At 63.6% G+C, this 13,545-nt stretch carries 12 protein-coding genes; 7 read left to right on the top strand and 5 right to left on the bottom strand.

The window, feature by feature from the left end:
* Both QTI24_RS00555 and pncB read right to left on the bottom strand, forming a co-directional pair.
* A complete protein-coding gene (locus QTI24_RS00555; RefSeq protein WP_286597665.1) occupies positions 1-1,395 on the bottom strand; it encodes a sodium:proton antiporter in 1,395 nt (464 codons plus the stop codon).
* Positions 1,396-1,427: 32 nt separating this feature from the next.
* Positions 1,428-2,645: a nicotinate phosphoribosyltransferase gene (pncB, locus tag QTI24_RS00550; protein ID WP_286597664.1), complete on the bottom strand. Its 1,218-nt coding sequence runs from the start codon at positions 2,643-2,645 to the stop codon at positions 1,428-1,430.
* A 182-nt stretch (positions 2,646-2,827) separates the two neighbouring features.
* Between pncB and QTI24_RS00545 the strand changes: the two genes are divergently transcribed.
* Complete coding sequence (locus QTI24_RS00545; RefSeq protein ID WP_286597663.1) at positions 2,828-3,061, top strand: CsbD family protein; 234 nt, start codon at positions 2,828-2,830, stop codon at positions 3,059-3,061.
* 55 nt (positions 3,062-3,116) lie between these two features.
* Positions 3,117-3,524, top strand: a complete 408-nt coding sequence (locus QTI24_RS00540) for a hypothetical protein (RefSeq protein ID WP_286597662.1) — start codon at positions 3,117-3,119, stop codon at positions 3,522-3,524.
* A gap of 70 nt (positions 3,525-3,594) precedes the next feature.
* Here the strand turns inward: QTI24_RS00540 and QTI24_RS00535 are convergent, their stop codons facing one another.
* Together QTI24_RS00535 and QTI24_RS00530 are read right to left on the bottom strand one after the other, a co-directional pair.
* A complete protein-coding gene (locus tag QTI24_RS00535) occupies positions 3,595-4,032 on the bottom strand; it encodes an acyl-CoA thioesterase (RefSeq protein WP_286597660.1) in 438 nt (145 codons plus the stop codon).
* Positions 4,029-4,958 (bottom strand): histone deacetylase family protein, encoded by a 930-nt coding sequence (locus QTI24_RS00530; protein ID WP_286597659.1) that lies wholly within the window; start codon positions 4,956-4,958, stop codon positions 4,029-4,031. The genes QTI24_RS00535 and QTI24_RS00530 overlap by 4 nt, the downstream gene beginning before the upstream one ends.
* A gap of 173 nt (positions 4,959-5,131) precedes the next feature.
* On the opposite strand from QTI24_RS00530, the gene QTI24_RS00525 reads away from it, so the two are divergent.
* A complete protein-coding gene (locus QTI24_RS00525; RefSeq protein WP_286597658.1) occupies positions 5,132-5,689 on the top strand; it encodes a phasin family protein in 558 nt (185 codons plus the stop codon).
* Positions 5,690-5,853: 164 nt separating this feature from the next.
* Entirely contained in the window at positions 5,854-6,612 is a 759-nt protein-coding gene (locus QTI24_RS00520; RefSeq protein ID WP_286597657.1) for a 3-hydroxyacyl-CoA dehydrogenase, read from the top strand.
* Here QTI24_RS00520 and QTI24_RS00515 read toward each other — a convergent pair.
* The gene (locus tag QTI24_RS00515; RefSeq protein ID WP_286597656.1) at positions 6,560-7,522 is read right to left on the bottom strand and encodes a YihY/virulence factor BrkB family protein; all 963 of its coding nucleotides are present in this window, start codon (positions 7,520-7,522) and stop codon (positions 6,560-6,562) included. The genes QTI24_RS00520 and QTI24_RS00515 overlap by 53 nt on opposite strands.
* An 81-nt stretch (positions 7,523-7,603) precedes the next feature.
* Between QTI24_RS00515 and dnaG the strand changes: the two genes are divergently transcribed.
* The 3 genes from dnaG to QTI24_RS00500 all read left to right on the top strand — a co-directional run bounded on the left by dnaG (position 7,604) and on the right by QTI24_RS00500 (position 13,540).
* Entirely contained in the window at positions 7,604-9,568 is a 1,965-nt protein-coding gene (gene dnaG / locus QTI24_RS00510; protein WP_286597655.1) for a DNA primase, read from the top strand.
* Positions 9,569-9,847: 279 nt separating this feature from the next.
* The gene (gene rpoD / locus QTI24_RS00505; protein ID WP_286597654.1) at positions 9,848-12,163 is read left to right on the top strand and encodes an RNA polymerase sigma factor RpoD; all 2,316 of its coding nucleotides are present in this window, start codon (positions 9,848-9,850) and stop codon (positions 12,161-12,163) included.
* A 138-nt stretch (positions 12,164-12,301) separates the two neighbouring features.
* Entirely contained in the window at positions 12,302-13,540 is a 1,239-nt protein-coding gene (locus tag QTI24_RS00500) for a multidrug effflux MFS transporter (protein ID WP_286597653.1), read from the top strand.
* The last annotated feature ends 5 nt before the right edge of the window (positions 13,541-13,545 follow it).

The following is a 13,545-nucleotide window of genomic DNA, read 5'->3' as shown; positions in this document are numbered from 1 at the left end:
TCAACGGAAGAAGATGAAGGTCGCAATGATGAACAGCGGGATCAGGATGACACCCGACCACAGCATGAAGCCGAAGAAGCTCGGCATGCGCACACCGCGGCTTTCAGCGATGGCCTTGACCATCAGGTTGGGCGCATTGCCGATGTAGGTGTTGGCGCCCATGAACACGGCGCCGGCCGAAATCGCCGCCAGCGTCGTCGCGTAGGTGGTCATCAACGCCTGGGGGTCGCCGCCGGCGGTATTGAAGAACACCAGGTAGGTCGGTGCATTGTCGAGGAAAGAGCTCAGGATCCCGGTGGCCCAGAAGTACATCGCGGGATCGGGTTGGCCGTCGGGCCGCGTCACGGCCGAGACGATGGCGCCGAACGGACCTTCCGTGCCCGCCTTGAGCATGGCGATCACCGGAACGATGGTCAGGAAGATGCCGGCGAAGAGCTTGGCGACCTCCGCCATCGGCTCCCAGCCGAACTGGTTGGCCGCATGCACGTTGGGCGCGGTGATCTTGAGCGAGACGAGCGTGATCACGATCAGCGCCACGTCGCGCACGATGCCCGGCAAGCCAACCGTGGTGCCATGGATGTCGAAGCTGACGGGCGATTTCCAGATGCCGCTCAGCAGGACGAAGAACAGGATGCCCCCCAGCAGCCAGAAATTGACGGCACCATCGAAGCCGATCGCGCCGGTATCGGGCGTCGGATCGAAGGGCATCACGCCCTCGTTGCGGTAGTAGAAGAAATCGACCGCATAGAAGATGGCGAGCAGCGCACCGACGACGAACAGGGTGTCTGGAAAGATGTTCTTCGCGGTCCAGAAGAAATCAACGCCCTTCAGAAAGCCGAGAAAAAGCGGCGGGTCGCCCAGCGGCGTCAGCGAGCCGCCGACGTTCGACACGATGAAGATGAAGAACACGACCACATGCACCTTGTGCTTGCGGTTGTCGTTCGCCCGGATCATCGGCCGGATGAGCAGCATCGACGCGCCCGTCGTGCCCATGAGGCTCGCGAGCACAGCGCCGATCGCCAGAATCGCCGTGTTGAGCTTGGGCGACCCGCGCAGGTTGCCGCGAATGTGGATGCCGCCAGCCACCGCGAAGAGCGAACCCAGCAGCACGATGAACGGTATGTATTCGGCCAGCAACGCATGCACGAGTTGGGCGCTCGCCAGCGACAGGCCATAGATCCCTGCGAAGGGCAGCAAGAATGCCAGCGCCCAGGCCGCAGCCACCTTGCCGTAGTGGTGATGCCAGAGGGACGGCACCAGCAGTGGCATCAGCGCGATCGACAGCAGAAGGCCGGCGAACGGCACGCCCCACAGCGGAGAAAGGCGACTCCCGTCGAAATCGGCTGCAAAGGCCATGGCCGGCGCCACCATCGGCAATGCGCCGGCCGCCAGCATGCGCAAAGCAGTCTTCGTGGTTTGCCCCGCTGTCATGCGACGGGCTGGGCGATTTCGAACACTTGGCGCAGATAGGCCAGATACCTTTCGTCTTCACACATGTTCTTCGATGGCGTGTCCGACAGCTTGGCCACCGGCTGGTCGTTGCAGCGGATCATCTTGATCACGATCTGCAGCGGCTCGTAGCCCAGGTCGTTGGTGAGATTGGTGCCGATGCCGAAAGCCAGCTGACAGCGTCCGCGGAACTGCTGGTAAAGCTCGATGGTGCGGGGCACGGTGAGGCTGTCGCTGAAGATCAGCGTCTTGGTCCGCGGATCGACCCGGTTGGCGATGTAGTGGGCCAGCATGCGCTCGCCCCACTGGAAAGGATCGCCGCTGTCGTGGCGCGCACCGTCGAACAGCTTGCAGAAGTAAAGGTCGAAGTCGCGCAGGAACGCCGTCATGCCATAGACATCCGACAGCGCGATGCCCAGGTCGCCGCGGTACTCCCGCGCCCACGACTCGAAGCCGAATATCTGGCTGTCGCGCAGCCGCGGCCCCAACGCCTGGCAGGCCTGGAGATATTCGTGCGCCATGGTGCCCAGCGGAATCAACCCGAGCTTCATCGCATACAGCACGTTGCTGGTGCCGGCGAACTGCGGCAGCTTCCCCGACGCACTCGGATGGTTGGGCGCGGTCACGGCGCCGAGCCGCGTCGCGAGCGTGCGCAGTACCTCTTCGTGCCAGTCCTTGGAGAAACGGCGGCGCGTGCCGTAGTCGGCGATCTTGAGGTCGGCGAGACCTTCGTCCTGCAACTGCACGATCTTGGTGTCGAGCCGGTTGCGGCCTTCGGCGAGGTCCGGGTTCGGCTGGGTATTGCGAAAGTACACCTCGTTGACGATCGCCAGCACGGGGATCTCGAACAGGATGGTGTGCAGCCAGGGTCCCTCGATGCGGATCTCGAGTTCGCCGGAAGCCTTCGGGATGATGTTGATGTATTTCTCGTTGAGGCGGAACAGGCCGAGGAAATCGACGAAGTCGCTCTTGATGAAACGCATCGTGCGCAGGTAGCTCAGTTCCGGATCCTTGAACTGCAGCGAGCAGAGGTGGCGCACTTCCTCGCGGATCTGGCCGGCGAACTGCGCCAGGTCGATGCCGGGATTGCGGCACTTGAAGCGGTACTCGACGCGCGCGCCCGGAAAGTGATGCAGCACCACCTGCATCATCGTGAACTTGTAGAGGTCGGTATCGAGCAGGCTGTGAATGATCATGGTGCGGGACGCTGTCTCCGGGTTCGATGTGCGTTCGATTATCACGGGCTGCGTCGGCATGTGCCTACGAACCGTTCCCCGGGCGTCCTACCGTGCGGCCAATGCCTTGACGCGACAGTGTGTCCACGCCGACCAGCACAAGTTCAGGTCGGCGACGAAACCTGATCTGAAGGAGATACGTCATGAACAAGGACACCGTCGAAGGCAACTGGAAACAGCTCAAGGGCAAGGTCAAGGAGCAGTGGGGCAAGCTCACCGACGACGACTTCGACGTCATCGCCGGCAAGCGCGATCAGCTTCTGGGCCGCATCCAGGAACGCCATGGCATCAGCCGCGATGAAGCCGAAAAGCAGGTGGCCGACTGGGAAAGCCGCGACGGCCGCACCCCTGCTGCCATCTGGATGGAACGCGTCTGACGCCGCGTCCACTCATTCACCGAACAACCGATTCACAACTCCAGAGGGAAAAGCCATGAAAAAACATCTGCTCATGATCGCCATCGCATCTACATGCCTGATTGCGGGCCAAGCCAGCGCGATGACCAGTGACGAATACAAGGTCGCCAAGGAAAAGATCGAAGCCGACTACAAGGTCGACAAGGCGAAGTGCGACACGCTGAAGGACAACGCCAAGGATGTCTGCGACAAGGAAGCCAAGGGCAAGGAAAACGTCGCCAAGGCTGAACTCGAACAGCAATACAAGCCCAGCGAAAGCCATGCTCGCAATGTGAAGGAAGAACAGGTGAAGGCCACCTATGAAGTCGCCAAGGAAAAGTGCGACGACCTGAAGGGCGATGCCAAGAACGCCTGCGAAAAGCAAGCCAAGGCTGACGAAGCCAAGGGCAAGGCCGAAATCAAGGCCATGAAGACAAAGGGTTAATCAGCCCCATCGGCCTCCGGGCCGGTTCGCGATTGCCAACGGCGCCTTAGGGCGCCGTTTTTCTTTTGCCTCAGACGCGCAGGTCGTCGACCACGGCCAGCAGTGCCGCCGGCAACTTGACCGGCCGCTGGGTCGCCCTGTCGACATAGACGTGGATGAAGTGCCCTTGTGCCGCTGCGGTCTCGGCGCCCTCTGCGAACAGCGCGATCTCGTAGCGCACGCTGGAGCTGCCGGCATGTGCCACCCGAATCCCCGCCTCCACCGTCTGCGGGAACGCAAGCGGCGCGAAGTAGTTGCACTGCGTCTCCACGACGAAGCCGATCGTCGTGCCGTGATGGATGTCCAGCGCGCCCCGCTCGATCAGGAGCGCATTGACCGCGGTATCGAACCAGCTGTAGTAGACGACGTTATTGACATGCCCGTACATGTCGTTGTCCGCCCAGCGCGTGGGAATGCTGCGAAAGGCGAGGTAGCCGGTGCGAAGTTCGGGGGATGGTCGGGCATTCATGGCGCGGCATTTTGCCAGCGCCGCCAGTATTCGAAGGCGACCTTGAAGGTGCCCAGTTGCACCTGAACCGTCTCGGCGATGTCGCTCGCATAGCCACCGGCCATCGCGAAGGCCATCGGAATGCGCCGTTGCCAGGCGAAATCGAAGACGCGCCGGTCGCGTGCCTCCAGGCCGTCGAAGCTCAGCTTGAGACGGCCGAGGCGATCGCGTTCGAAGGGATCGGCCCCTGCGAGATAGATCACCAGGCCCGGCGTGAACCGCCGATCCAGTTCGTCCAGCGCATGTTCGAGGGCGGCAAGATAGTCGTCGTCGGCACAACCGTCCGGCAGTTCGACGTCGAGATCGCTGGCTTCCTTGCGGAACGGGAAGTTCTTCTGACCGTGCATCGAGAGCGTGAAGACGCTGGGATCGTTGCGAAAGATGCTGGCGGTGCCATTGCCCTGATGCACGTCCAGGTCGATGACGGCGACACGCAAGGGAGGGCCCCCATGCCGGCCGTGCTCGGCCTGCATCAGCCTTGCGGCGACCGCGGCATCGTTGAAGACGCAGAAGCCGCCGCCCTTCCCCGCGCTGGCGTGGTGAGTCCCGCCGGCCATGTTGGCCGAGATGCCTTCCCCGAAGGCGGTGCGACAAGCAGCAATGGTGGCGCCGGTCGACCGGCGCGAGCGCTCGACCATCGCCTCACTCCACGGAAAGCCGATCTCGCGCATCGCCTCGGGACTCACGCTTCCGTCGCTGATGGAGGCGATCCATTGCGGCGTATGTGCCAGCGCCAGTTCGCCGTCGCTGGCACGCGGTGCCTCGAACATCTGGATCTGGGGCAAGTGCTGTTCGAGTCGATCGCGAAGAAGGACATACCGTCCCATTGGGAAACGGTGGCCGGTGGGCAGAGGCAAGACGAATTGGCCGGAATAAAACGCACGCATTGGGAACATTGTCAGGGCCCATTTAGAAGGCGCGTTCTAAATTGCTGCAGTGCATCAGAAAATTCTTGTTTTGGAAGTGAAGCTGCCTATACTTGAGTCCATGCTGCACCGCAACAAAAGTTCAGAGGCAGCTCACTGTGAATCCCCCCTTTTCTTTCAACTGGAGTTCCCACATGGCCCTGACCGCTGACCAACTGATTTCTGCTCAAAAAGCCAACCTCGAAACCCTCTTCGGCCTGACCACCAAGGCTTTCGAAGGCGTCGAAAAGCTCGTCGAACTCAACGTGACCGCCTCCAAGGCAGCACTGACCGAAGCCGCCGGCACGACGCAAGCCCTGCTGAGCGTCAAGGATGCGCAAGAACTGCTCACCCTGCAAGCCAGCCTGTACCAGCCCCTGGCTGAAAAGACCGCCGCCTACAGCCGTCACCTGTATGACATCGCCCAAGGCACCGGCGCCGAATTCACCAAGGCTTTCGAAGTCAAGGCCGCTGAAGCCCAGCAAGCCTTCGTCGGCCTGGTCGACAGCGCCGCCAAGAACGCACCCGCCGGTTCGGAAACCGCCGTTGCCGTGATGAAGAGCGCCGTGGCTGCTGCCAACAACGCTTTCGAATCGGTGCAAAAGGCTGTCAAGCAAGCTTCCGACGTCGCCGAAGCCAACTTTCAGGCCGTGCAGACCACGGCCGTGAACGCTGCCAAGAGCACGGCGCAAACCGCCTCGCGCAAGCGCTGATTGACAAGCCCGCATCCAGCGGGCGCTGATTGTCTCCTTGGGTCCTTCTGGATCCAATTCAGGGGGCCCCGTTCTTGCGACGGGGCCCTTCTTTTTTGCTCGCGCCAGGGCGGCGTTCACTTCGGATTCCATAATCACGGGTCATATCGTTCAGGAGACTCTTCATGCAGATCGACGGCAAGGTTTTCATCGTCACCGGTGGCGCTTCGGGGCTGGGTGAGGGCACGGCGCGGATGCTCGCCGCGAATGGCGGCAAGGTGGTCGTTGCCGACATGCAGGCCGACAAGGGTGAGGCAGTCGCCAAGGAGATTGACGGTGTTTTCGTCAAGTGCGACGTGAGCCAGGAAGCGGACGGTCAAGCCGCCGTGGCTGCCGCGCTGAAGCTAGGCAAGCTGGCGGGGCTGGTCAATTGCGCTGGCATCGCGCCGGCCGAAAAGACGGTCGGGAAGACCGGGCCACATGCGCTGGCGGTGTTCAGCAAGACGGTCACGGTGAATCTGATCGGCAGCTTCAACATGATTCGTCTTGCGGCCGAGGCGATGAGCAAGAACGAACCCGAAGCGACCGGGGAGCGCGGGGTACTGATCTCGACGGCCTCGGTGGCTGCCTATGACGGGCAAATCGGCCAAGCCGCGTACAGCGCCTCGAAAGGGGGCGTCGTCGGGATGACCCTGCCGATCGCGCGCGATCTGGCGCGCAACGGCATTCGCAACATGACGATCGCGCCGGGCATCTTCGGCACGCCGATGCTGTTCGGCATGCCGCAGGAGGTGCAAGACGCGCTGGCCGCGAGCGTGCCGTTTCCTTCGCGCCTCGGCACGCCGGAGGACTACGCGAAGCTCGCCAAGCACATCATCGAAAACGACATGCTCAACGGCGAGGTGATCCGACTCGACGGCGCGATCCGGCTCGCGCCGCGCTGACGCTGCCCAGGGCTCCCTCGGTGTCGTCGAGCGGGGTCACGCTGCCGGTGCGCTCCAGGCGCTCGTATTGGGCGATCACCTGGGCGCCGAAGAGCACGAGCGTTGCGGCGATCTCCAGGCTGAGCAGCACGACGATGGCCGTGGTCAACGAGCCGTAGACCACGTTGACCTGCGAGAGCGTCGCAAAGTAGAGCACCAGCACCCGGCGCGTGACTTCCCACAGCAGCGCCGCGGTCACCCCGCCCAGCAACGCATGTCGCAGCCGGAGCCGGCCCACCGGCATCACCAGGTAGAGCGAGGTCAGCATGAAGATCTCGCCGGCCAGCCCGAGCAGGTAGAGCAGCACGCCCGACACGCCAGACAGCGACCAGCTGCGGCCGAGGAGTTCGATGCGTTCCTCCCCGATCACCTGCAGGGCACCGGACACCAAGGTGACCAGCAACAAGCCGATGCATAGGCACAGGATGTAGATGTACGGCATCACCACCGAGATCAGAAAATGACGCGAGTGATCCGCCTTGCGGTGGTGAAAGATGACTGCCATCGCGCTTTCGAGCACCGTGAAAGCAAGCGAGCTGAAAAAGATCATCGTGACCAACAGCACCGGGCCAAGCACGTCCGCATGGGTCAGGAAGTTGGAAAGCTCGGTAATGATCGCCCGCGACTGCCCCGGCAGCAGCCACTCCAGATAGCGTCCGACCGCGCGCAGCAGCGCCGCCTGCTCGATGAAGCGCGAGAGCGCGATCACGCTCACGATCAGCAGTGGCACGATCGACAGCAGCGCGTAGTAGGCGACCGCGCCCGCCAGAAGCAGGCCCTGGTTGGCCCTGAACCCCTTCAGCGCCTCCCACATGAATCTCAGCGGGTGGCGCAACAGGGGCACTGCATGGGTGATGGTTCGGCGGATCATGCGTCGGTTTCGGGAAGACGAGTATGCCGCCGGCCGGCGGCGTGTTGATGGCTTGCGTATCATCTGCCGCTCTTCGCCTCCATGACCATCCCCGCTTCATTCATCCAGGAACTGATCGCACGTGCCGACGTGGTGGAAATTGTCGGCCGCTACGTTCAGCTCAAGAAGGCGGGCGCCAATTTCATGGGCCTGTGCCCATTCCATGGGGAGAAGTCGCCCTCGTTCTCGGTCAGCCCGACCAAGCAGTTCTATCACTGCTTCGGCTGCGGCGTGCACGGAAACGCGATCGGCTTCCTGATGGAGCACGCCGGAATGGGCTTCGTCGAGGCCGTGCACGACCTGGCAGGCCAGTACGGCATGCAGGTGCCGGAAGACGATGCCTCGCCCGAGGAACGCGCCCGCGCCGCTGGTCAGCGCCAGAAGCAGGCCACGCTCTCCGAGGTGCTGGAAAAGGCCGGCGAAGCCTATCGGAAGCACCTGCGCCAGTCGCAAGGCGCGATCGGCTATCTGAAGAGACGCGGCGTCTCCGGTGAAATTGCCCGCCAGTTCGGCATCGGCTACGCGCCAGCGGGTTGGCGCACGCTGGCGAGCGTGTTTCCCGACTACGACGATCCCCTGCTGGCCGAAAGCGGGCTGGTGATCGTCGGGGAGGCCGACGACAACGGGGAAGGCAAGCGCTACGACCGCTTCCGCGACCGTGTGATGTTCCCCATCCGCAACGTCAAGGGCGAGTGCATCGGCTTCGGCGGACGGGTGCTGGGGGACGAGAAACCCAAATACCTCAACTCGCCCGAAACTCCGGTCTTCAGCAAGGGGCGTGAGCTCTACGGACTCTACGAGGCGCGAGCCGCCTTCCGCGACCGCGGCTACGCCCTCGTGACCGAGGGCTACATGGACGTGGTGGCACTGGCGCAACTGGGCTTCCCGAACGCCGTGGCGACACTGGGCACCGCCTGCACGCCGGAGCACGTGCAGAAGCTATTCCGCTTCACCGAATCCGTCGTCTTCAGCTTCGACGGCGACGCCGCTGGCCGACGCGCCGCGCGCAAGGCGCTCGACGGCGCCCTGCCCTACGCCACCGACGTGCGCAGCATCAAGTTCCTGTTCTTGCCGTCGGAGCACGACCCGGACAGCTTCATCCGCGAATTCGGCGCCGACGCCTTTGCGCGCTTCGTCAACGAGGCGACGCCGCTCAGCCGCTTCATGATCGAGGCCGCCCGCGAAGGCTGCGATCTCGGTACGGCGGAAGGCCGCGCCCACATGGCCAGCAACGCACGCCCCCTCTGGAGCGCCATGCCCGAGGGCGCGCTCAAGCGCCAGTTGCTGGGCGAGATCGCCACCCTGGTCCAACTGAGCGGCCAGGAACTGGGCGAGTTGTGGGCCCCGGCCGCGCCGCGAGCCCCGGCACCTCCGCCCTCTGCCCCGACGCGCGCCGAGAGTGACTGGAACGACTGGAATGACCGGAGCGAGCGCGTCGAATGGGTCGACGATTTTCCGCGCCCTTCGTCTTCGTCCGAAAAGCGACGCTTCAAGTCCTGGCGCAAACCCTCCCCTCCGCTGCCGCCACCCGGCGGCCGGAAGCTGCCGACCAGCCGCCCCGACGTGGCGGCCAGGCTGATTCTGTCGAACATGGCGGAATGGGAACGCCTCTCCCAGGAGCTGCACGCGCTGCTGTGCGACCTGCCGGGCGAGCACGGCCAGCTCTTCGCCTGGCTCGACAGCCAATCACACGAGCACGGGGTGCAGCCCTGGGCAGCCCTGCGCGAAGGCATGCGCACCATGCCCTTCGAGACGCTGGCCCTGCGCGTCATGACGGGCCCCGACGGCGGCCCCATCGGAGACGCCGAGGGCGAACAGGCGGCCGATTCGGCACGGGAACTGCGCAACGTGCTCGACTACATGCTGGACGACCTGCTCAAGGTCCAGCAAAGCGAGGCGATAGCGGCAGTCGGAAGCGATCCGCGCGCCCTGGAGCGCTACAAGGCGCTGGAAGCGCGCCGCCTGGAGTTGCGTAATCGCCTCAATCCCGGTTCAAATCCTGCTTGAAAATTACGCAGCGCGCTATAATGTAAGGCTTCGCTAGACGCGAAAACAGGCAAGAGCGACAGCAGCACCTCCGGGCCGACCCCATGCGCAATGCACTTCCCAAAGGGAAACGGGTCAATACACCGCAAGGACTGCACACCAAATGTTCGCCCGACATCTTGCCTTTTGACGGCTCTTCGAGGACTTGTGTCCTCATGGCCTCATTGTTTGTGCTCCTGCCTGCGCCGGGTTTGTGGCGCGTGTGATTCCGCTTGGTCCATCTTGTTGTATTGAGGTCGTATGCCCAGTTCAAAGAAGCCTGCCGTGTCCGCTGCCAAGAAGCCTGCTGCAGACAAGAAACCGTCCAAGGTCGCCGCCCTGCCGGCAACCAAGACGGGTGCCGCCGCGTCCAAGGCGTCCGCCGCAACGAAAGTGAAAACCGTGCCCACGAAATCGACCACCGCCGACGAAACCCTGAAACCAGCCGCCAAGAAGGTTGGCCGTCCTCCCAAAGCCGCCGGTGCGCCCGCCGCAGCCGGAGGCGCCAAGCGAGGCCGCAAACCCAAGGCCGGCAACGAGGCGCCTTCGAGCGACGTCGACCTGTCCGACATCGAGGACGAGCTGGTCGGTGACGAGCCGGCAGCCACGACGACCGAGGAAAAGGTCAAGCCACTGCGCATGAAGATCAGCAAGGCGAAGGAACGCGCCTTGATGAAGGAATTCGGCCTGGACGAGACCGTCCTCTCCGAAGAAGACCTGGCCAAGCGCCGCTCGCGCCTGAAGACCCTGATCACGCTGGGCAAGACCCGCGGCTACCTCACGCACGGTGAAATCTCCGACCACTTGCCCGACAAGCTGGTCGACGCCGAGACCATGGAAGTCGTGGTCACCATGCTCAACGACATGGGCGTGGCCGTCTACGAGCAGACCCCCGATGCGGAAACCCTGCTGCTGAACAACACCGCCCCGACCGCCACCACGGTCGAGGAAGCCGAGGAAGAAGCGGAAGCCGCCCTCTCCACGGTGGACAGCGAATTCGGCCGCACCACCGACCCCGTGCGCATGTACATGCGCGAAATGGGCACGGTCGAGTTGCTGACGCGCGAAGGCGAAATCGAAATCGCCAAGCGCATCGAAGGCGGCCTGATGGCCATGATGGAAGCCATTTCGGCTTCGCCCGCGACCATCGCCGAAATCCTGCGCCTCGGACAGGAAATCCGTGACGGCAAGGTCGTCATCTCGACCATCGTCGACGGCTTCTCGAACCCGAACGAGGCCGACGACTACGTGGCCGAAGAAGACTTCGACGAATTCGACGAGGAAGACGACGACGACGGCAAGGGCGGCTCCAAGGCATTGACCAAGAAGCTCGAGGAACTCAAGCGCGACGCGCTGGAGCGCTTCGACCGCATCGCCGTGATGTTCGAGAAGGTCCACAAGATCTACGACAAGGAAGGCTACGGCACGCCGGCCTACCAGAAGGCGCAGCACTCCCTGTCGGAAGAGCTGATGACCATCCGCTTCACGGCCCGCACGATCGAGAAGCTGTGCGACCTGGTGCGCACGCAGGTCGACGACGTCCGCAAGAAGGAACGCGAGTTGCGCCGCATCATCGTGGACAAGTGCGGCTTCCCGCAGGAAGAGTTCATCCGCGACTTCAGCGGATACGACAAGAACGGCAACCGCGTCGCGTCCAATCTGCTCAACCTCAAGTGGGTCGAGAAGCAGGCTGCCGCCGGCAAGCCCTGGAGCGCCGTGCTCGCACGCAACATTCCGCCGGTGCAAGAGCTCCAGCAGCGCCTCGCCGACATCCAGTCGCGTGTGGTGGTGCCGTTGGCCGAGCTCAAGGACATCAACAAGCGCATGAACGAAGGCGAATCGTCTTCGCGTGACGCTAAGAAGGAAATGATCGAGGCCAACCTGCGCCTCGTGATCTCCATCGCCAAGAAGTACACCAACCGCGGCCTGCAGTTCCTGGATCTGATCCAGGAAGGCAACATCGGCCTGATGAAGGCGGTCGACAAGTTCGAATACCGTCGCGGCTACAAGTTCTCGACCTATGCGACGTGGTGGATTCGCCAGGCGATCACCCGCTCGATCGCCGACCAGGCGCGCACCATCCGCATCCCGGTGCACATGATCGAGACCATCAACAAGATGAACCGCATCAGCCGCCAGCATCTGCAGGAGTTCGGCTTCGAGCCCGACGCCGGCATCCTGGCCGCAAAGATGGAGATCCCGGAAGACAAGATCCGCAAGATCATGAAGATCGCGAAGGAGCCGATCTCGATGGAAACCCCCATCGGCGACGACGACGATTCGCACCTGGGCGACTTCATCGAGGACAGCAGCAACACGGCTCCTATCGAGGCCGCGATGCAGGCCGGCCTGCGCGACGTGGTCAAGGACATCCTCGACAGCCTGACGCCGCGCGAAGCCAAGGTGCTTCGCATGCGCTTCGGCATCGAGATGTCGACCGACCACACGCTGGAAGAAGTCGGCAAGCAGTTCGACGTGACGCGCGAGCGCATCCGCCAGATCGAAGCCAAGGCGCTGCGCAAGCTGAAGCACCCGAGCCGTTCGGATAAGCTCCGCAGCTTCATCGATACACTCTAGGCACACCCCCTTGCAGGGGGCAACACCTGCGGCCCGGCGAAGCCGGTTCCGCAGTGTTTCCGCGAAGAAGAAGACAGAGAACAAGAATCAGGAGGGCGCCGACGAGGCGCTCTTTTTTTTGGAGACAGGAGACGCTGCATGAACCCCGACGCCGACAAACTCTGGCTGGCCCCGCGCTGGGCGCTCGCCGTGCTGCTGGCGGTGCTGGGCATGCTCGGACCCTTCTCCATCGACACCTACATCCCGGCGTTTTCGGGCATCGCGCAGTCGATCGGCGCCACGCCAGTCGAGATGCAGCAGACGCTCTCGGCCTACCTGTTCGGCTTTGCCTTCATGAACCTGTTCCACGGCGCGCTGTCGGACAGTTTCGGCCGCAGGCCGGTCGTGCTGTGGGGCCTGGCGGTGTTCACCATTGCTTCACTGGGCTGCGCGATGTCGCAGACCATCGGGCAGCTCGTGGTGTTCCGCGCGCTGCAGGGACTGTCGACGGGAGCCGGCATCGTGGTGTCGCGCGCGGTGATCCGAGACATGTTCCCGCCGGCCGAGGCTCAGAAGGTGATGAGCCAGGTCACGATCTACTTTGGCATTGCGCCCGCGATCGCGCCGATCGTCGGCGGCTTTCTCTTCGTGCACCTGGGCTGGCACAGCATCTTCTGGTTTCTCGTGGTGGTGGGCGTGGTGCTTTTCGCTGCCAACTACAAGCTGCTGCCCGAGACGCTGCACCGCGACCAGCGCCAGCCCTTCGAGGTGCGGCACCTGATGCGCGGCTACTGGGACCTGTGCTCGGACCCGCGCTTTCTATTGCTCGCGCTGGCGAGCGGCGTGCCCTTCAACGGCATGTTCCTCTACGTGCTGGCCGCTCCGGCCTTCCTCGGCGAACACCTCGCGCTGGCACCGACGCAGTTCTTCTGGTTCTTCCTGCTGACCATCGGCGGCATCATGGCCGGCGCCTGGGCGAGCGGACGCATGGCCGGCAAGGTCGCGCCGAAGCGGCAGATTCGCGACGGCTTCGTGATCATGCTGGCGACCTCGCTCGTCAACGTGGTCGCTAACGCCCTCTTCACTCCCCACGCAGCGTGGGCGCTGTGGCCGCTGGCCGTATTCGCCTTCGGCTGGGCGCTGATGGTGCCGGTCGTGACCTTGCTCGTGCTCGATCTTCACCCCGAACGACGCGGCATGGCCTCCTCGCTCCAGGCGGTGATCGGCTCGACGGCCAACGGCGTCGTCGCCGGTGTGATCGCGCCGCTGGTGATGCATTCGACGCTGGCGCTGGCGACGACCTCGATCCTCATGCTGAGCATCGGACTCGTCGCCTGGGTCTGGCTTCACGGGCAGTGGCCCGAGATCGGGCGCCTGGTCGCCGGCGAAGCGGCCTGACGACG

Origin of the sequence: Variovorax sp. J22P240 (assembly GCF_030316855.1) — a bacterium.
In the GTDB taxonomy this organism is placed as follows: Bacteria; Pseudomonadota; Gammaproteobacteria; order Burkholderiales; family Burkholderiaceae_C; genus Variovorax.
This window is presented reverse-complemented; position numbering and strand designations above follow the sequence as displayed.

Coding starts and splice junctions, on each gene's coding strand:
- QTI24_RS00555 (WP_286597665.1), bottom strand. CDS start 1,395: ATGCTGGCGGCCGGCGCATTGCCGATGGTGGCGCCGGCCATGGCCTTT.
- QTI24_RS00535 (WP_286597660.1), bottom strand. CDS start 4,032: ATGAATGCCCGACCATCCCCCGAACTTCGCACCGGCTACCTCGCCTTT.
- QTI24_RS00525 (WP_286597658.1), top strand. CDS start 5,132: ATGGCCCTGACCGCTGACCAACTGATTTCTGCTCAAAAAGCCAACCTC.
- QTI24_RS00500 (WP_286597653.1), top strand. CDS start 12,302: ATGAACCCCGACGCCGACAAACTCTGGCTGGCCCCGCGCTGGGCGCTC.
- QTI24_RS00545 (WP_286597663.1), top strand. CDS start 2,828: ATGAACAAGGACACCGTCGAAGGCAACTGGAAACAGCTCAAGGGCAAG.
- QTI24_RS00540 (WP_286597662.1), top strand. CDS start 3,117: ATGAAAAAACATCTGCTCATGATCGCCATCGCATCTACATGCCTGATT.
- pncB (WP_286597664.1), bottom strand. CDS start 2,645: ATGATCATTCACAGCCTGCTCGATACCGACCTCTACAAGTTCACGATG.
- dnaG (WP_286597655.1), top strand. CDS start 7,604: ATGACCATCCCCGCTTCATTCATCCAGGAACTGATCGCACGTGCCGAC.
- QTI24_RS00520 (WP_286597657.1), top strand. CDS start 5,854: ATGCAGATCGACGGCAAGGTTTTCATCGTCACCGGTGGCGCTTCGGGG.
- rpoD (WP_286597654.1), top strand. CDS start 9,848: ATGCCCAGTTCAAAGAAGCCTGCCGTGTCCGCTGCCAAGAAGCCTGCT.
- QTI24_RS00515 (WP_286597656.1), bottom strand. CDS start 7,522: ATGATCCGCCGAACCATCACCCATGCAGTGCCCCTGTTGCGCCACCCG.
- QTI24_RS00530 (WP_286597659.1), bottom strand. CDS start 4,958: ATGCGTGCGTTTTATTCCGGCCAATTCGTCTTGCCTCTGCCCACCGGC.